This window comes from Subtercola boreus (genome assembly GCF_006716115.1).
Lineage (GTDB): Bacteria > Actinomycetota > Actinomycetes > Actinomycetales > Microbacteriaceae > Subtercola > Subtercola boreus.
The window spans coordinates 1,874,932-1,893,032 of the sequence record NZ_VFOO01000001.1 but is presented as its reverse complement, the minus strand read 5'-3'; the positions used below and the strand labels follow the sequence as shown (position 1 = coordinate 1,893,032).

At 67.2% G+C, this 18,101-nt stretch carries 18 protein-coding genes and 2 tRNA genes; 11 read left to right on the top strand and 9 right to left on the bottom strand.

All coding sequences use genetic code 11. The annotated features are described in order from the left end of the window. Positions 1–15 precede the first annotated feature (15 nt). The 3 genes from FB464_RS08840 to FB464_RS08830 are packed head-to-tail and all read left to right on the top strand — an operon-like array spanning position 16 to position 3,157. Complete coding sequence (locus FB464_RS08840; protein WP_116414194.1) at positions 16–954, top strand: Fpg/Nei family DNA glycosylase; 939 nt, start codon at positions 16–18, stop codon at positions 952–954. Beyond that, entirely contained in the window at positions 951–1,595 is a 645-nt protein-coding gene (locus tag FB464_RS08835) for an FMN-binding negative transcriptional regulator (RefSeq protein WP_116414195.1), read from the top strand. Before FB464_RS08840 ends, FB464_RS08835 begins: the two co-directional genes overlap by 4 nt. Further along, positions 1,592–3,157 carry an amidohydrolase gene (locus FB464_RS08830; RefSeq protein WP_116414196.1) on the top strand — a complete coding sequence of 522 codons (1,566 nt, stop codon included), beginning with the start codon at positions 1,592–1,594 and terminating at the stop codon, positions 3,155–3,157. Before FB464_RS08835 ends, FB464_RS08830 begins: the two co-directional genes overlap by 4 nt. Positions 3,158–3,205: 48 nt before the next feature. Here FB464_RS08830 and FB464_RS20420 read toward each other — a convergent pair whose 3' ends face one another. The 4 genes from FB464_RS20420 to FB464_RS08815 all read right to left on the bottom strand — a co-directional run bounded on the left by FB464_RS20420 (position 3,206) and on the right by FB464_RS08815 (position 5,546). Beyond that, entirely contained in the window at positions 3,206–3,328 is a 123-nt protein-coding gene (locus FB464_RS20420) for a hypothetical protein (RefSeq protein WP_281279752.1), read from the bottom strand. After that, complete coding sequence (locus FB464_RS08825) at positions 3,328–3,912, bottom strand: hypothetical protein (RefSeq protein WP_142206655.1); 585 nt, start codon at positions 3,910–3,912, stop codon at positions 3,328–3,330. Before FB464_RS08825 ends, FB464_RS20420 begins: the two co-directional genes overlap by 1 nt. 371 nt (positions 3,913–4,283) lie before the next feature. After that, on the bottom strand, positions 4,284–4,772 hold the full coding sequence (locus FB464_RS08820; protein ID WP_116414198.1) for a Dps family protein: 489 nt from the start codon (positions 4,770–4,772) through the stop codon (positions 4,284–4,286). A gap of 120 nt (positions 4,773–4,892) precedes the next feature. Further along, positions 4,893–5,546, bottom strand: coding sequence for a TMEM175 family protein (locus FB464_RS08815; protein ID WP_116414199.1), 654 nt, complete (start codon positions 5,544–5,546; stop codon positions 4,893–4,895). Positions 5,547–5,638: 92 nt separating this feature from the next. Between FB464_RS08815 and FB464_RS20200 the strand changes: the two genes are divergently transcribed. Further along, a complete protein-coding gene (locus FB464_RS20200) occupies positions 5,639–5,764 on the top strand; it encodes a transposase (RefSeq protein WP_246092987.1) in 126 nt (41 codons plus the stop codon). 76 nt (positions 5,765–5,840) lie between these two features. Next, complete coding sequence (locus FB464_RS08810; protein WP_170207464.1) at positions 5,841–8,270, top strand: carboxypeptidase-like regulatory domain-containing protein; 2,430 nt, start codon at positions 5,841–5,843, stop codon at positions 8,268–8,270. 19 nt (positions 8,271–8,289) lie between these two features. Here the strand turns inward: FB464_RS08810 and FB464_RS08805 are convergent. Next, positions 8,290–8,360, bottom strand: a tRNA-Gly gene (locus FB464_RS08805). Positions 8,361–8,440: 80 nt separating this feature from the next. Between FB464_RS08805 and FB464_RS08800 the strand changes: the two genes are divergently transcribed. From FB464_RS08800 to FB464_RS08775, 6 genes are all read left to right on the top strand, one after another. Continuing rightward, positions 8,441–8,514: transfer RNA gene (locus FB464_RS08800), tRNA-Pro, on the top strand. Positions 8,515–8,573: 59 nt separating this feature from the next. Further along, positions 8,574–9,947: a trigger factor gene (gene tig / locus FB464_RS08795; RefSeq protein ID WP_170151880.1), complete on the top strand. Its 1,374-nt coding sequence runs from the start codon at positions 8,574–8,576 to the stop codon at positions 9,945–9,947. 149 nt (positions 9,948–10,096) lie between these two features. After that, entirely contained in the window at positions 10,097–10,699 is a 603-nt protein-coding gene (locus tag FB464_RS08790; RefSeq protein ID WP_116414202.1) for an ATP-dependent Clp protease proteolytic subunit, read from the top strand. 51 nt (positions 10,700–10,750) lie between these two features. After that, the gene (locus FB464_RS08785) at positions 10,751–11,431 is read left to right on the top strand and encodes an ATP-dependent Clp protease proteolytic subunit (protein WP_211327324.1); all 681 of its coding nucleotides are present in this window, start codon (positions 10,751–10,753) and stop codon (positions 11,429–11,431) included. Between the two features lie 127 nt (positions 11,432–11,558). Further along, positions 11,559–12,839 carry an ATP-dependent Clp protease ATP-binding subunit ClpX gene (gene clpX, locus FB464_RS08780; RefSeq protein ID WP_116414203.1) on the top strand — a complete coding sequence of 427 codons (1,281 nt, stop codon included), beginning with the start codon at positions 11,559–11,561 and terminating at the stop codon, positions 12,837–12,839. A gap of 44 nt (positions 12,840–12,883) precedes the next feature. After that, on the top strand, positions 12,884–14,056 hold the full coding sequence (locus FB464_RS08775) for a benzoate/H(+) symporter BenE family transporter (RefSeq protein ID WP_116414204.1): 1,173 nt from the start codon (positions 12,884–12,886) through the stop codon (positions 14,054–14,056). A 16-nt stretch (positions 14,057–14,072) separates the two neighbouring features. Here FB464_RS08775 and FB464_RS08770 read toward each other — a convergent pair whose 3' ends face one another. From FB464_RS08770 to valS, 4 genes are all read right to left on the bottom strand, one after another. Further along, complete coding sequence (locus tag FB464_RS08770; RefSeq protein ID WP_142206654.1) at positions 14,073–14,657, bottom strand: hypothetical protein; 585 nt, start codon at positions 14,655–14,657, stop codon at positions 14,073–14,075. A gap of 61 nt (positions 14,658–14,718) precedes the next feature. Continuing rightward, on the bottom strand, positions 14,719–14,979 hold the full coding sequence (locus FB464_RS08765; protein ID WP_246092986.1) for a hypothetical protein: 261 nt from the start codon (positions 14,977–14,979) through the stop codon (positions 14,719–14,721). A 30-nt stretch (positions 14,980–15,009) separates the two neighbouring features. Beyond that, entirely contained in the window at positions 15,010–15,477 is a 468-nt protein-coding gene (locus FB464_RS08760) for a GNAT family N-acetyltransferase (protein WP_246092985.1), read from the bottom strand. Further along, the gene (gene valS / locus FB464_RS08755; protein WP_116414206.1) at positions 15,474–18,098 is read right to left on the bottom strand and encodes a valine--tRNA ligase; all 2,625 of its coding nucleotides are present in this window, start codon (positions 18,096–18,098) and stop codon (positions 15,474–15,476) included. Before valS ends, FB464_RS08760 begins: the two co-directional genes overlap by 4 nt. Between the last annotated feature and the right edge of the window lie 3 nt (positions 18,099–18,101).

Genomic DNA, 18,101 nt, shown 5'->3' with positions numbered 1-18,101 from the left:
CGCGGAGCCCGCGCCATGCCCGAGGGCCACTCCGTCCACCGCATCGCGCTCCAGTTCGAGCGCGACTTCGTCGGCCACACCGTCACCGTCAGTTCCCCGCAGGGCCGCTTCGCCGAGGGCGCGTCCGAGATCGACGGGCTCCGGATGCTCAGCTCCCACGCTGTGGGCAAGCAGATGTTCCTCGAGTTCGAGAACGACAGGTGGTTGCGCATCCATCTCGGCCTCTACGGCGCCTGGGACTTCTTCGGCATCGTGTCGCCGATCACCGAGGAGTCGGAGGCACGGGGCAGCATCGGCGCGCCGAGGCTCCGTCGTGCCCTGCGGATGGCCGAGAGCGAGACGGCGAAGTCCACCGACCTCGAGACCTTCCCGCCCGAGCCCGTGGGCCAGGTGCGTGTGCGCCTCATGACAGACGAGAGCGTCGCCGACCTCCGCGGCCCGACCGCCTGCGAGGTGATCGACTCCGCCCAGGTCGCCGTGGCGATCGAGAAGCTCGGCCCCGACCCGGCCGAAGACGCCAGCCGGGCATCCGAAGACCGGTTCGTGAAGCGGGTGCGCACCAAGCCGACGCCGATCGGACTGCTGCTGATGGACCAGTCGGTGGTGGCCGGGATCGGCAACGTCTACCGCGCCGAGCTGCTGTTCCGGGCGCGGTTGAACCCGCACACCCCGGGGAAGAACGTCTCGGTCAAACGCCTGCGCGCGCTCTGGCAGGACTGGGTTTACCTGCTCGACATCGGCATCCGCACCGGCATGATGCTCACGATGGACGACCTCTCGCCCGCCGACGAAGCGAAAGCGCGTCGGAGTCGTGCCGACCGCTACTGGGTGTACAAACGCGAGGGTCTGCCCTGCCGCGTCTGCGGAACGAACATCCTGCTCGAAGAGATGGGCTCACGAAAGCTCTACTGGTGCCCCACAGACCAGAAGACGCCGCGAACGGTCGCCGCATGAGGGAGAACCCGGCCTTCGACGCGCCCAGCGATGACGAGATCCGGCGCCTGATCAGGGAGAACCCGTCGGTCACGCTGGTCAGCAACACGTCAGACGGCCTGGTCGCCTCGCACTACCCCGTGGTGCTCGACGAGAGCGCCGACGGCATCGCCATCCTGAGCCACGTCGGTCGGCCGGATGAACGGCTGCACGAACTCGGCCAGCACGAGGTGCTCGTGGTGGTGCAGGGCCCGCACGGCTACATCTCGCCGGGCTGGTACGACGCGAATCCCGCGGTGCCGACCTGGAACTTCATCGTCGCGCACCTGCACGGTGTGCCTGAGATCCTCTCCGATGCGGAGAACCTCGACGTGCTGGCGCGGCTCGTCGACCACTTCGAAGACCGGATGCCCGAGCCCCGCCGTATGAACGGGACGCTCGAGAACGCCGAGTACGCGGCCCGCATCAGCGCGGGCACGGTCGGCTTCCGCCTCACGGCGACCCGCATCGAGGCGAAGTGGAAGCTCAGCCAGAACCGTCCTGCCGAGACGGTGGAGCGGATCATCCACGAACTGAGCGTCGGCGAGCACTACGCGAACCCCGCTCTCGCGGCCGAGATGCGCCGCGTGCACCCCCTCGCGGTGCCGCCCCAGACCGCATGACCGACGACATCTTCCTGCAGGGCGGTCGGATGCCCGGGCACGAGGGCACGTTCGATGTGCTTCTGGCCGACGGGCGGATCCGCGCCATCGTGCCGAACGGCATCGTATCGACCCCGTCCCGGTCGCGCGTGCTGGCGCTCGACGGGCGATTCTTCGTGCCGGGCCTCTGGGACAACCACGTGCACTTCACGCAGTGGGCGGCGCAGGGCCGGCGGCACGATTTCTCGGGCTCGACCGCGTCGGCGGGGGACGTGCTCGCGAGGGTGGCATCGATCGTCAGCGGTGGGGGAGCGGGCCCCGGTGCGGGCGCGGGCTTGGGCTCGGCCACGGGCGGCGTCGGGGCATCGGACGATTCGGCGCCGGCCCCCCTCATCGGCTTCGGCCTCCGCGACGGGCTCTGGGAGTCGCCCCTCGACCGCGCAGCCCTCGACGCCGTGGCGGGTGCGCGGCAGGTCATCCTGATCAGTGGCGACCTGCACTGCTGCTGGCTGAACTCGGCGGCTCTCGCCCACTTCGGGCTCGCCGGCCACCCGACCGGACTGCTCCGCGAAGACGACTGCTTCCGCGTCACCGGCCTCGTGAACGACGTCAGCGCCGAGGCCGGCGACGCCCTGGCTGCGGAAGCGGCGCGCGTGGCAGCCTCCCGCGGAGTGGTCGGCATCGTCGACCTCGAGATGGCCGACAACCTCGCCGTCTGGCGGCGACGGATCGCTGCGGGACAACGCGACCTCCGCGTCGCTGTCGGCATCTACACCGCGCACCTCGACCAGGCGATCGAGGCGCGGCTGCGCACCGGCGACATCATCCCCAAGACGGGCGGCCTCCTGACCGTCGGACCGTTCAAGGTGATCACCGACGGCTCCCTGAACACGCGCACCGCCTACTGCTACGACGAATACCCGGGGCTCGAAGGGCAGCCGGGGTCGTACGGGATGCTGACGGTGGTTCCGGATGACCTGCTCGCCCTGCTCGAACGCGCGACGGCCGCGGGGCTGGTGCCGGCAGTGCACGCGATCGGCGACCACGCGAACGCCCTCGCCCTCGACGCCTTCGAACGCCTCGGCTCGGGCGGGCGCATCGAGCACGCCCAACTGGTCGCGGGCGCCGACTTCGCGCGGTTCGCGGCGGCCGGCGTGACCGCCAGCGTGCAGCCCGAACACGCGATGGACGACCGCGACGTGGCCGACCACTATTGGGAGGGTCGCACCGACAGGGCCTTCGCGCTGGCGTCCCTCCGGGCATCCGGTGCGCTCCTCGTGCTCGGATCGGACGCCCCCGTCGCCCCCCTCGACCCGTGGGTGACGATGGCTGCCGCTGTCGGCCGCTCGCGCGACGGGCGCACCCCGTGGCATCCGGAGCAGCGCATCGCGGCGGCGGACGCGGTCGCCGCATCGGCGAACGGTAATCCCCTCATCGGCGTGGGTATGCCGGCCGACCTCGTTGTCACCGACCTCGACCCGCTGGCCTCCGACCCTGACGAGCTCCGCGGGATGCCCGTCTCGGCCACGTTCCTCGCCGGCCGCCCCACACACCTCGCCCCCTGGGCTACCGCCCTCGCCTGACCCTCCGGCGGCCATCTGCGCAGAGGGCCGCCGGTGCGACCGCGCTCGTCATTCCCAGAGACGTGCCAGCCCGGGGTAGAGATGCAGCCGCTGGATGATCGCCAGCACGATCACTGCGGCAAGGAGCAGGCCGACCGCCGCCGCAACGGCCACCCGAGTGAGACGTCCCACTACGGTGTGCCGCTGCAGAAGACGGAGCGGAACTCTCCGGTCGATTCCTCATGCGCGACAACTGTCCCGTCGAGGGTGATCGTGCAGGCGAGCTGGGCGTCATCACCCGCGGGAAGCCCGATGGCGACCAGGGTGAAGGTGCCGGGCGTGGTCCTGTCGACCGTGAGCTGCACCGACTTCTCCCACGGGAGCTGGTCGACCGTCTCCGGTGCCGAGTCGCCGCTTGGCAGGGGGGACGCCGCACTCACACGGGCGCCCGCGCTTCCCGTCAGCGAGTAGACGACGGTCGCCTGCCTGGTGAGGCTCACCGAGGGCCCTGCGGGAGCGAACCCGCGCCCCGGCCCCGTACCGTTCGCGAAGAGAGGATAGACGTAGAGGGAGACCAGCACGGCGAGGGTGGCAAGCGCCAGGAACCCCAGGGCGCTTCGCGCCGTGGGGACCAGCGGAAGAGTGCTGGGGAGGAAACGGAGTGCGAAGCCGAGCCCCCCGAGCACCAGGAACGCGGCGATGAGCCCGATGAGCACCAGATCGAACCCGCGGCCGAGCAGCAGGGCGACGCCGACGGCGATTCCGGCAAACACCACTGCGATCACGATGACGACAACGGCTGCCGGCCGATGGCGGGGCGGTCTGGCGCCATCGAGATGTTGCGGCAGCTGCGTAGCCGGGCCCGGGGGTTGCTCGCCTAAAGCGGCTCCGCTTCGGGGCTGGGGCACGGGAATCACAACTGAGAGAATATCAGAAAAGTCTGGCGCAGGCGTGCCTGACACCTGATCCGTGGCACCCATCGGGCCCGATAGGCGGGCGCGACGACGAATCGGCGGCCACAGCCCGATCCGCGGCCGTCTTCGCGACGGATTGCGCCAGGGCCGCCGATTCAGTGGAGGCGAACGACGAAACGACGAAAGGGCCCCATGACGGAGCCCTTTCGGCCTGAAGCGGTGTCGCGGAGCGTCTAGACGGTCGCGATGTGAGCGAAGAGGAACCAGCGGTCCTTCTCGAGGCTGCGCGCGATCTGGATCGCGACATCCTGGCTGGGAGCATCGATAGCGCCGAGCTCGGTGATCGCCTTGTTCACGCTGACGAGCAGGGCGTCGATCGAGGCGACCAGAACGGCGACCATGACCTCGGCGGGCTGGAACCCGGCGGGCAGTTCGGGCAGCGTGGTCTTTGCGGCGACCGTGCCCACGCGGGCGTCGATCGGGAGGCCCAGGGCGACGACGCGCTCAGCGGCGGTGTCGGCGTGGTCTTCGGCGTGCTCGACGATCTCGTCGATCAGCTCGTGCACGGCGATGAAGTTCGCCCCACGAACGTGCCAGTGGGCCTGCTTGCCGTTCAGCACGAGCGCCTGCGAGTCGATGACGACCTGGCTGAGGAACTGCGCGGCGGCTGCGGCGACATCCGGGTTGGACGAGCTCTTGATGGTGGTGACAACGTCGGACATGACGTCTCCCTTCTGAAGTCTGCGACCCATCGGGCGGGTCAGTGACCTCAACGTTACTCAGCCTGAAATGTCGCGCAAGCAAGCTGAGGCTCGGCTAACGAAGGGCAGGGTTACCTGTATTCACGCGGAAGTACGGGCTCGGAGACGCCCGATGACGATGTTCGCCGGCCACGTCACGATCCAGAAGTACATCGCCGCGAAGGCGGCCCAGTCGAACGGCAGCAGCGCGATCGGGATCGACACAATGAAGACGACTGGCACGACGAGGAGGTCGGCCCTGACCATCCGGTAGATCGAACGATCGATGCGCTCGTCGAGGAACGACTTGCGATACGCGTACGACCAGAGCCAGAACTGCACGAGGCTGATCGCGCTCACGATGGCGGCGTAGAGGATGACCGGGGTGACGTAGCCCGGGTAGTCGCTGAGCAGCGACGTGGGGAACGGGAGGAACGCGATGAGGAACAGCAGGAGCAGGTCGATCCACACCACGCCGGCGTCGAAACCGGTGGTGACCGCGAATTTGCGGTGGTGCCCCGCCCAGTTGATGGCGATCACGCCGAAACTCAGCGCATATGCCAGAAACTTCGGCCAGAGGTCGAGTAGGCCCTCGTTGATGGTGAGGTTGGTCGGATCCTGGATCTCGGGCAACGCGATCTCTAGGACCAGCAGTGTGAGCGCGATGGCGAAGACCGCATCGCTGAAGTACTGCAGCCGTTCCGTGTTGCCGACCGACTTCAGGATGCCGCGGTACCTGTCGTTGACCTCACCCATGCGTCACAGGTTAGCTGTGCCCGGCGACCGGCATCGATGCCAAGCTCGTCGCGGCGCAGGCAGCGGCCACGCGCGAGCAATAGGATCGCCCCATGGCCGAATTCTCCTGCCCCAACTGTGGGCACACCATCACGCGCGACGAGGAACGGGCCGAGGCCGCCCTCGACCTCGGCGTGTGGATCTGCCCCGCCTGCGGCTTCGAGGCTGCTTTCGAGTAGCCGCGTTCGAGTAGCCCGTTCGGGGCCGGCTGACGGTAGGTTGTTCCCAGGCTCGGTGCCTTTCCTTGGGGGGAACATGACTGACGTGGATCTTCGACGACTCGGCGGTTTTCGGATGCGCGGGGCGGCGATCCTCGCTGCCCTCGCTGTGGCGGCAGGGCTCGTGATTGCGGGCCCGGTGGTCGCACAGGCTGACGCGGCGGAGGGAGACACCTTGGGCTCGGTGTCGGGAGTCGTCTTCGGCGGCAGCTCTGGGGGGCCTCGACTGGCGGGCGTGCGGGTGACGCTCTCCGGTGAGGCATTCGGCTGCGATGGTGAGGAACCACGCACCGTCTACGACAAGTCTGTGGTGACCGACAGTGCCGGGAAGTTCACCTTCACTGACGCGCTCGCCACTCGAACGTGTGCGGGGGAGAGCCCGAATCGCGTCTCCTACCGTCTGGCCGGTTCGGCTGCGCACTCCGGCGACTTCGTAGCGCGCTCATTGGAGGATTCACCGGCATTTGTGCTGACGCCGAATGCCACACTCTCGACGACCGTCGTCCTCCTTCCGTCCGCGGTCATCTCTGGCCACATCACCACCACCGCCCTTCCGTCTGTCGGTGTCGGTGGACTGGTTGTCCAAGCGAAGGACAACTCTCATGGGAGCATCATCTTCACGGCCACCACGGATGCCGCGGGTTACTTCAGAATCAACGGTCTGACAAAGGCTCAGTATGCGGTGCAGCCCGTGTCCGATCCTCTTCTGAATCAGCCTTCCCCTCAGATAGTCGAGGTGGTCGCAGGCCAGAAGGTGACGAACGCGGATTTTCAGATGTCGGAGAAGACGTTCATCACTGGTGTGGTCACCTCCCCGGCAGGTAAGCCGCTGCCGAACATTGCCGTCTCTGCCCAGACGGCCGCCACGGTCATCACGTCGTCGTCGGGCAGGTACACGATCGGCCCCTTCGCAGGCACCGTCGGCGTCAAGGTGACGTACACCGACCCATCCCTGCGCTACTCGACCGTTTTCCGGTCGACGACAGCGGCGCCCGACACCGATCGGACGATCGACGTCTCCCTTGTCGCCGCCGCAACCGTGTCGGGTACCGCCCGGTTGCAGAGCTCGGGTGCGCCCGTGGCCGCGGTGACGGTGAAGCTCACTCCCCGGTATCCCGGGCTGCCGTCGCCGACGGCGACGACCGGAGCGGACGGTGCCTACCGCTTCCCGGGCGTCGCTCCCGGCTCGTACTCGGTCTCTTTCACGCCGAAGGAGAAGGGGTCGTTCCGTCAGTGGTGGCGTGCCTCACCGACGTCGGCCGCGGCATCCACTCTCACCGTCTCTGCCGGGCAGCAGCTGACGGCCGTCGACGCGAACATCAACACCGCGCTCACGCTCGCTACCCTTCGGGGGACGGTGACTCTGCAGTCATCCCCACCGAGACCGGATGGCGCGGCCATCGTCTCGCTCGTGAGGCCGTCCGATGGCGTGGTGATCTACTCGACCACGACGGACACCGCTGGGCGGTGGAGCATCGGATCCGTGATCCCCGCGCCGTACACCGTTCGATTCACGCCCTCGAACCCGGGCTTCCTCACCCGATGGCTGGGTGGGAGCACCGATCCGGCCAAGGCGACCGTCGTGACGGTCGGCACGGCCGCCGATCTGTCCGAGCTCGATGCCGCGCTGGCCCTGAAGCATCCCTTTGACCAGGCGCCGACACCGACGATCGTCGGCTCACCCACCGTCGGATCGACCGTGATCGCTGCTGCGGGAACCTGGTTGCCGACCCCCGACGCCTTCACCTATCAGTGGATGCGGAAAGGCGTGGCAATCGCTGGCGCGACGAACAAGTCGTATGCCATCACTGCCGCCGATCTCGGTTTCAAGCTCACCGTCGCCGTGCGGGGGGCGAAGGGCGACCAGATCGCGCAGACGAAGACGTCGGGCCCGACGGTCGCGGTGACCAACCTCGGCGTGCTGAACGGGCCCACGCCCACGATCTCGGCACTGGACACCTCCGTAGGCACCAGGCTGGTAGCAAAGACGGGCACCTGGAAGCCGGACCCCGTCACCCTTTCGTTCCTCTGGCTCCGGAACGGTGGGCCGATCTCCGGGGCGACGTCGTCGACGTACACACTGACCGCGAAGGACATCGGTGCGCACATCTCCGTTTCGGTGACGGGCACCAAGGCCGGCTACGCGGCATCCACTCGCACGTCGTCCGAGACGGCGACCGTCGTCGGCGTACTGACGTCGGTGCCGACGCCGGCGATCGGAGGAACACCCACGGTCGGGTCGAACCTCTATGTCGCGACACCCGCCTGGGGCCCGGCGCCCGTGGGGCTGACTTTCCAGTGGAAACGCTCCGGATCACCGATTGCCGGCGCGACCGGGTCGTTCTACCGACTGGCCGCCGCAGATGCCGGCGCGCGGATCACCGTCACCGTGACGGGCACCAAGGCCGGGTACTACACACGTTCGGTGACCTCGCAGGCGACCACGAGCATCCGAACGGCCGGCTGACGGTTCTGGAACATTACGGAGGGGATGACCAGGATCGAACTGGCGTCATCAGTTTGGAAGACTGAGGCTCTACCATTGAGCTACATCCCCGCGCACCCCGGAGGGCACTCGAATATCGTAGTACAGGTTTGGCTGATACTCGGTGCACTAGACTTACCGAGGTTATTTCCCGGGGCGTAGCTCAGCTTGGTAGAGCGCTCGGTTTGGGACCGAGAGGTCGCAGGTTCGAATCCTGTCGCCCCGACACGACCTATCCAGACGCAGAATCGCTCAACACGTTCAACACCACAGGAGATTTTTCACGTGAAGACCACGGTAGAACAGCTCAGCCCCACGCGCGTCAAGCTCGAGATTTTCGTGACGCCCGAAGAACTGAAGCCCAGCATCGACCACGCCTACAGCCACATCGCTGAGCAGGTCAACATTCCCGGCTTCCGGAAGGGCAAGGTTCCGCCGCCCCTGATCGACCAGCGCGTCGGCAAAGACGCCGTTCTCGAGCACGCGGTCAACGATGGCCTCGACGGCTTCTACCGCGCCGCGATCTCCGAGAAAGAGCTCCGCCCGCTCGGTCGCCCCGAGGCCGACATCGTCGAGTGGCCGAGCAACAAGGACTTCACCGGCGACCTGCAGCTGAAGATCGAGGTGGATGTCCGCCCCGAGCTCGACCTCCCCGACTACAACGGGCTGGCCGTCACGGTCGACCCGATCGACGTCTCCGACGAGGAGATCGACGCCGAGCTCGAGAAGCTCCGCAGCCGCTTCGGCACCCTGATCACGGTCGACCGTCCGATCAAGACGGGCGACTTCGCCCAGCTCGACCTCATCGCGACGATCGACGACGCCGAGGTCGACAACGCGACCGGCATCAGCTACGAGGTCGGCTCGGGCGAGCTGCTCGAGGGCCTCGACGGCGTCATCGACTCGCTGACCGCAGGCGAGACCACCTCGTTCGAGGCACCCCTTCTCGGCGGCGAGTTCGCCGGCAAAGACGCTCTCGTCACCGTGACCATCAACTCGGTCAAGGAGCGCGAGCTGCCCGAGGCCGACGACGACTTCGCCCAGATCTCGAGCGAGTTCGACACGATCGACGAGCTGAAGGCCGATCTCAAGACCCAGGTCGAGCGCCAGAAGGCGTTCAGCCAGGTGTCGGATGCCCGCACCAAGACCCTCGATGCGCTGCTCGCCCTCGTCGAGGTGCCGGTTCCGCCGAAGCTGATCGAAGACGAGGTGCACCGTCACCTCGAGAACGAGAGCCGCCTCGAAGACGACGAGCACCGCGCCGAGGTCACCGAGTCGAGCACCGCGACCTTCAAGACCCAGATCCTCCTCGACGTCATCGCCGAGAAGGAAGAGGTCAAGGTCAGCCAGGACGAACTGACCCAGTACCTCGTGCAGAGCGCCGCCCAGTACGGCATGGAGCCGGGCGAGTTCGTCCAGGTCCTCGACCAGAACGGCCAGATCCCGGCGATGGTCGGCGAGGTCGCCCGCAACAAGGCGCTCGCGATCGTGCTCGACAAGGCGGTCGTCACCGACTCCAACGGCAAGGCTGTGGATGTCTCGGAGTTCACCACGATCGCACGCGGGGCCGACGAGCCCTTCGTCGCTGTCGACGGTGGCGAAGACGATCACGAGGGCCACGACCACGAGGGCCACGACCACGAGGGTCACTCGCACTAGTCCAGCCAACGATGAGGGGTCCCGCGGTCATCCGCGGGGCCCCTTTTTCGTGCCCTGAGTCTGCCCCCAGCGAACAGAGGCGATACGGCCGGAACGCTCCACTACATTCGAAGTACCGCAAGTGAATTGGAGCGACACACATGGCCGATATGGCGATGCCAAACAGCGTTTTCGAACGTCTTCTGAAAGACCGGATCATCTGGCTCGGCACTGAAGTCCGTGACGACATGGCCAACGAGATCTGCGCCAAGATCCTGCTTCTCGCAGCCGAAGACCCCCAGCGAGACATCTACCTCTACATCAACTCACCGGGTGGATCCATCACCGCGGGCATGGCCATCTACGACACGATGAAGTTCGTTCCGAACGACATCGTCACCGTGGGCATCGGCATGGCTGCCTCGATGGGACAGTTCCTGCTCTCCTCCGGCACCAAGGGCAAGCGGTACATCACGCCGAACGCCCGCGTTCTGCTTCACCAGCCCTCGGGTGGGTTCGGCGGCACGTCCGCCGACATCCAGACCCAGGCGCTGCTCATCCTCGACATGAAGAAGCGCATGGCGGAGCTGACGGCCGAGCAGACAGGCAAGACCCCCGAGCAGGTCATGCTCGACGGTGACCGCGACAACTGGTTCACCGCGCAGGAAGCGCTCGAATACGGCTTCGTCGACTACGTGCGGGAGTTCTCCTCCGACGTCGCCGGCGGCGGCGGCACCGAGGTCGAAGACGCCGTTCCCTCCGCCTCCAACTAGTCGCACCGCTTCGAACCCCCCGCAGCCTCGAACCCAAGAACAGAGATCACTATGCAAACCCCCATGTTCGGCGGAATGCCGACTTCATCGCCCTACGGCAACGGAACGAGCCCGTCCGACCGCTACATCCTCCCCACCTTCGAAGAGCGCACCGCCTACGGCTACAAGCGCCAGGACCCGTACGCGAAGCTGTTCGAAGACCGCATCATCTTCCTCGGCGTGCAGATCGACGACGCCTCGGCCGACGATGTGATGGCCCAGCTGCTAGTGCTCGAGAGCCAGGATCCCGACCGCGACATCGAGATGTACATCAACTCGCCCGGTGGCTCGTTCACCGCTATGACCGCCATCTACGACACCATGCAGTATGTCAAGCCGAACATCCAGACGGTGTGCCTCGGCCAGGCGGCTTCGGCTGCCGCGGTCATCCTCGCCGCCGGAACGCCCGGCAAGCGTCTCGCCCTGCCGAACGCGCGCATCCTGATCCACCAGCCCTCGGCCGGTGGCCAGGGCGGTGGCCAGGCGTCTGACATCGAGATCCAGGCGCGGGAGATCCTCCGCATGCGCACCTGGCTCGAGGAGACGCTCGCGTCGCACTCGAACCGCACTCCCGAGCAGGTCAACAAGGACATCGACCGCGACAACATCCTGAGCGCCGCTGACGCCGTGGAGTACGGCATCATCGACCAGGTGCTGACCTCGCGCAAGAACCTTCCCTCGCTCGTCAAATAGGAACGGGGCAGAGCCCACCGAAAGGCACCCGGCCTCCGAAGACCGGGTGCCTTTCGCCATTCCAATGGCTCGTGCTGTCGGTGGCACAGGTTAGGCTCTATCAAGGTCATCGACGAGGAGGATGGACATGGCACGCATCGGGGAGAGCGCCGACTTGCTCAAGTGTTCGTTCTGCGGCAAGAGCCAGAAGCAGGTGCAGCAGCTCATCGCCGGCCCGGGTGTGTACATCTGCGACGAGTGCGTCGAGTTGTGCAACGAGATCATCGAAGAGCGCCTCTCCGAGACGGGCGAAGAAGCCTCTAGCGAGTTCGAACTGCCGAAGCCGAAAGAGATCTTCGCGTTCCTCGAGGAGTACGTCATCGGCCAGGAGCAGGCGAAGAAGTCGCTCGCTGTCGCCGTCTACAACCACTACAAGCGCGTGCGCTCCAAGAACACCCTCACCTCGGCCGACGCTGTCGCCAATGAGGTCGAGCTCGCGAAGAGCAACATCCTGCTGATCGGCCCCACGGGTTGCGGCAAGACCTACCTTGCGCAGACGCTCGCGAAGCAGCTCAACGTACCGTTCGCCGTAGCGGATGCAACCGCCCTGACCGAAGCGGGCTACGTCGGCGAAGATGTCGAGAACATCCTGCTGAAACTCCTGCAGGCTGCCGACTTCGACGTGAAGAAGGCCGAGACCGGCATCATCTACATCGACGAGATCGACAAGATCGCCCGGAAGGCCGAGAACCCGTCGATCACCCGCGATGTCTCGGGCGAGGGCGTGCAGCAGGCGCTGCTGAAGATCCTCGAAGGCACGGTCGCCTCGGTTCCGCCGCAGGGCGGTCGCAAGCACCCGCACCAGGAGTTCATCCAGATCGACACCACGAACGTGCTGTTCATCGTCGCCGGGGCCTTCGCCGGCCTCGAGGAGATCGTCGCGGAACGCAGCGGCAAGCGCGGCATCGGTTTCAACGCGCCGCTCCACTCCAAGCGCGACGACATCAACCTCTTCAGCGAGGTGCTCCCCGAAGACCTGCACAAGTTCGGGCTCATCCCCGAGTTCATCGGTCGCCTGCCTGTCGTCACGACGGTCACGCCGCTCGACCAGGTCGCGCTCATGCAGATCCTGACCGTTCCGCGAAACGCCCTGGTGCGCCAGTACCAGCGCATGTTCGAGATCGACGGTGTCGAGCTCGACTTCGAGAAGGACGCGCTCGAGGCGATCGCTGATCTCGCGGTGCTCCGCAAGACCGGCGCGCGCGGTCTCCGCGCGATCATGGAAGAAGTGCTCGGCCCGGTCATGTTCGAGGTGCCCTCGACCGACGAGGTCGCCAAGGTGATCATCACCCGTGAGGCCGTCATCTCGAACGCCGCCCCGACGATCGTGCCGCGCGCGGCCGCCCGCCGCGTCGAGAAGTCGGCGTAGAGGAGCTGAGTTCACCAGCTGAACCCTCCCGTGGTGGGGGCGGGGTGATCCAGCCTGTTGCGGCGGGCATCGTCGCGGGCATCACGGGGTTCGCCAGTTCGTTCGCGCTCGTCATCGCCGGGCTGCACGCCGTCGGGGCGTCGGATGCCCAGGCCTCCTCAGGCCTCCTGACCCTGTGTTTCGCGGTCGCGATCCTCTGCATCGTGCTGGCCCGCGTCTACCGGATGCCGATCTCCTTCGCCTGGTCCACCCCCGGAGCCGCCCTGCTCATCGCGGCCAGCGCGACCACCAACGACTTCTCCGCCGCGGTGGGTGCCTTCGCCGTGTGCGGGCTCCTCATCGTGCTGTGCGGGCTCTGGCCGGCGCTCGGCCGGGCGATCACGCGCATCCCGAAGTCCATTGCGAGCGCGATGCTGGCGGGCATCCTGTTCCCCATCTGTCTCGCACCGGTGCTTGCCGTGACGCAGATCCCGGCCCTCGCGATCCCGGTGGTCGCCGTGTGGCTGGTGCTCTTCCGCCTCGCGCCGCGGTGGGCTGTGCCCGCGGCGATGCTTGTCGCCGCAATCGGCATCGGAGTCTCGGCCGGCTCGGGGTGGCTCTCCTCCTCATCGATGTCGCTCGTGCCGGCTTTCGTGTTCGTGCCGCCGCACTTCGACGCCTTCGTGATCGTGAGCCTCGGCCTGCCCCTGTTCATCGTCACCATGGCCGGTCAGAACGTGCCCGGCTTCGTCGTGATGTCGTCGTTCGGGTACACGGTTCCGCCTCGTCCGGTGCTCGTCGCATCGGGGGCGGTGACGGCGGTCGGCGCGCTGTTCGGCGGCCATGCTGTGAACCTGGCGGCGATCACTGCTGCGATCATGGCCGGCCCCGACTCCCATCCCGACCGCTCACGCCGGTGGATCGCGACTTTCGCCTCGGGGTTCGTCTACATCGTGTTCGGGCTCGGCGCCGGCTTCGCGGTGGCGCTCATCTCGGCGTCGCCGCCCATCCTGATCACCGCCGTAGCGGGCCTCGCGCTGCTGGGCGCCCTCGTGGGAGCCGTGACCTCGGCGCTCGAGGATGCCGCACAGCGCATCCCCGCGATCGCGACGTTCCTCGTCACCGCCTCGGGCATCGTCATCGTCGGCATCGGCAGCGCCTTCTGGGGCCTCCTCGTCGGCGGCCTGATCATGCTCGTCGCGGCGTCGCCGTGGCCCCGCCCGCGCGCCCGCGCCTGACCCGCCGGGGCCGAACTCAGGGGCAGTCGGACGGCACCGGCCGCCTGTGCATGAGCCAGAGCGAGGTGAAGGCGCCCGTGACGGCGCCGAACGCGGTGTCGATGAGCACGGCGGCGACGAAGATCGGCCACATCGCCCAGTACTGGTCGTCGGCGGGGTAGGTCTGGGTGCTGGCGACGCCGAGGGTCGCGAACGTCAGGAGCGCGAAGGACGCGAGCCAGGGCAGCAGCACGATGCCGAACGTCGACCAGCCGAGCGACCGGGCCCGCGGAATGCGGGCGCGATGCAGGATGCGCTGGCCGACCGCGATGCCTGTGGCCACGACGAGGAGCGAGACCGGCAGGAGCACGAGCGCGGGGCCGCCGAAGCGGGTGAAATCCTGCTCCATCTCAGCATCGACCGCGATCTCGCCGCTGTTGAACAGAGCGCCGAGCAGCAACAGTCCCGCCGTCGTCAGCAACGGGACCAGTGCAATCGCAATCCCGTCGAGACCGAGTTTCATCAGTCCGAAGCCCCACGCACCACTCGCCAGCGCCGCCCGGCGGTTGCTACGGCCGACGTCTGGAAAGGGAAGATCAGCGACGGGCGGAGAAAGAGTCATGCTTCATCGTGGGCCATAGACGAGCATCCGTCAACTCTGAGTCTAGCGCGTGAAAGGAGGATCAGTCCTCGTCGTCGCTGTAGTCGTCGGACTGGGAGACGGTCGCCTCGTCGGTGTCGGGGTCGTAGTCGATACGGGTGCCGTCGTCGAATTCGACGACGGGGCGGCCCTCGAGCCAGGTGAGTGTCCAGTACCACATCGACGTGTCGACGTTCTGCTCGGCGAGGTCGCCCTCGATGTCGAGCACGGCGTCGATGACGGCCTGGGGCAGGCGGGTGGGCGGTTCGTCGCCGCTCGACCAGCGGGTTCCGACGGAAATCATGTGTTCAGCTCCAAGCGAAGAAAATGCAGGTCAGACGGTGATGTTGTAGGTGACCCAGGCGGTCTTGTCGGCAAGTTTGTCATAGACACGCTGTGCGGTGTCGTTGTCGGAAGCGGTGATCCAGCGTACGACATCGAGCCCGCGGGCGGCAGCGAGCGAGCGGAGCGAGGTGAGAAGGGCCGTCGCCACACCGCTCCCACGGGCATCCGGTGCCACGAACAGGTCGTCGAGGTACAACCCGCGCGCTCCGGCGAGGGGCCGGGCGAACTCGCGCACGTGAGCGAGCCCGACCAGGCGGCCACCGCCGTCGACGGCGACGAACCCCTCCGTCTCGTGCGCCGGGTCGAGCAGCCAGCCCCAGACGCGCGACGCGATCACGCCCGCGGTCGGCGAGTTGTAGAACTCGCCGTACCCCACGTAGAGGCGCTGCCACTCGTCGAAATCGCTGGCGGCGAGGGGCCGGATGCTCACGCCGTCGGTCACCGGATGATCGCTCACGCGTCGCCCGCCTCGAGCACGATCTCGGTCACGGCAAGCTCCGGACCCTCGACGAAGGTCAGCGTCTCGATGCGCCCGACCTGCTTCAGGTCCTCGGATGCCAGCGCGAGCTCCTCGAGCGCCGCAGCGGGCCCTGAGATGGTCGCCGAGGCAACGGGCGTCTTCTGCGAGGCCTTCGCGTCGGTCTTCGCGCGGCGGACGCCCACGAGGGCCTGCCCGGCGAGCCCGAGCAGCGAGCTGTGCGCGGGCAGGGCGGGTGCGGCATCCGGAGCGAAAGCAGCGCCCTCACCGGCGGTCAGTCCGGTCGGCCAGACCGAGTTGTGGATGGAGGAATGGTGCGTCCACGACCAGACCTCCTCGGTCGCGAACGGGATGAACGGGGCGAGCAGCCGCAGCAGCACGTCGATCGCGGCCTGCAGGGCCAGCACGGCCGAGGCCTTGGCCGCGGCATCCGATGAGGCGCTGTACGCGCGCTCCTTCACGAGCTCGAGGTAGTCGTCGCAGAAGGTCCAGAAGAACGTCTCGGTGACTTCGAGCGCGCGGGCGTGGTCGTAGCTCTCGAACGCGGCCGTCGCGGCGATGATGACCTCATCGAGCTGCGTCAGCATCGACAGGTCGAGCGGATGCGTCACGCCGAACGAACCGGAAGGCAGCTCGAACCCGTAGACGAACTTCGCCGCGTTCAGCACCTTGATGGCGAGCCGACGGCCGATCTTGATCTGGGTCGGGTTCTGTGAATCGAACGCGGCATCTGTCCCGAGGCGACTGGATGCAGCCCAGTACCGCACCGCATCAGAGCCGTGAGTCTCCAGAACGTCGGCAGGGGTGACGACGTTGCCCTTCGACTTCGACATCTTCTTGCGGTCGGGGTCGACGATGAAACCGCTGAGCGCAGCGTGCTTCCACGGGGTGCGGCCGTCTTCGAGCGCCGAGCGCAGCATGGTGGAGAACAGCCAGGTGCGGATGATGTCCTGCCCCTGGGGGCGCAGGTCGTAGGGCGCGACGAGCTCCCAGAGTTCGGGATCCCGCTCCCAGCCGCCCGCGAGCTGCGGGGTGAGTGACGAGGTCGCCCAGGTGTCCATCACGTCGAGTTCGCCGACGAACCCACCGGGGGTGTTGCGTTGGTCTTCGTCGTAGCCGGGTGCGGCATCCGACGACGGATCGACCGGCAGCGCGGCCTCGTCGGCGACGATGGGCTGGTCGAAGACGGGGTTGCCGTCGCCGTCGAGCGGGTACCAGACGGGGATCGGCACGCCGAAGAAGCGCTGGCGGGAGATCAGCCAGTCGCCGGTGAGCCCGTTGACCCAGTTGTCGTAGCGCACCTTCATGAAGGCCGGGTGCCAGTCGACGTCGTCGCCCATGTCGAGCAGGCGCTGCCGCAGCTCTTCGTCGCGCGCGCCGTTCCGGATGTACCACTGCCTGGTCGACACGATCTCGAGCGGCTTGTCGCCCTTCTCGAAGAACTTCACCGGGTGGATGATCGGCTTCGGGTCCCCGATCAGTTCACCCGACTCGCGCAGCAGGTCGACGACCGCCTGCTTGGCCGAGAAGATCGTCTTGCCGGCGATCTGCGCATACGCTTCCCGCCCGGCGTCGCTGGTGATGACATCCGGAGCCTCGCTGATGATGCGCCCGTCGAAGCCGACGATCGCGCGGTTCGGCAGCGACAGGTCGCGCCACCAGATCACGTCGGTCAGGTCGCCGAAGGTGCAGATCATGGCGATGCCGGCGCCCTTGTCGGGCTGGGCGAGGTGGTGGGCGACGATCGGCACGGAGACGCCGAAGAGGGGGGTGGTCACGGTGGTGCCGAAGAGCGGCTTGAAGCGCTCGTCATCCGGATGCGCGACCAGCGCCACGCAGGCCGCGAGCAGTTCCGGGCGGGTGGTCTCGATGAAGATGTCGTTGCCGGCGTTCTCGCCTTCCCCGTGGAACGCGATTCGGTGGTACGCGCCCGGCATGTCCTTGTCTTCGAGCTCGGCCTGAGCGACCGCCGTGCGGAACGTGACATCCCAGAGGGTGGGGGCCTGCGCCTGGTAGGCCTCGCCGCGCGCGACGTTGCGGATGAATGCGAGCTGGCTCGCCCGCATCGACGAGTCGGCGATGGTGCGGTAGGTCTGCGACCAGTCGACGGAGAGGCCGAGCCGGTGCCAGAGGGCCTCGAACTGCTTCTCGTCTTCGACGGTCAGGCGCTCGCACAGCTCGATGAAGTTGCGGCGACTGATCGGCTTCTGGTCGGCTGCCTTGCCGCTCTTGTTGTCGCCGCCCTCGTACGGGGGCACGAAGTCGGCGGTGTACGGCAGCGTCGGGTCGCAGCGCACGCCATAGTAGTTCTGCACCCGACGCTCGGTCGGCAGGCCGTTGTCGTCCCAGCCGATCGGGTAGAACACGCTCCGGCCGCGCATCCGCTGGAACCGCGCGATGACGTCGGTGTGCGTGTAGGAGAAGACGTGCCCGATGTGCAGCGACCCGCTCGCTGTCGGCGGCGGGGTGTCGATCGAGTAGACGTTCTCGCGGCGGGTCAGGGCGCGATCGAAGCGGTACGTGCCGCGCTCCGACCACAGGTCGTCCCACTTGCCTTCGAGGCCTTCCAGCGCGGGTTTGTCAGGTACGTTCGCGGTCATGGT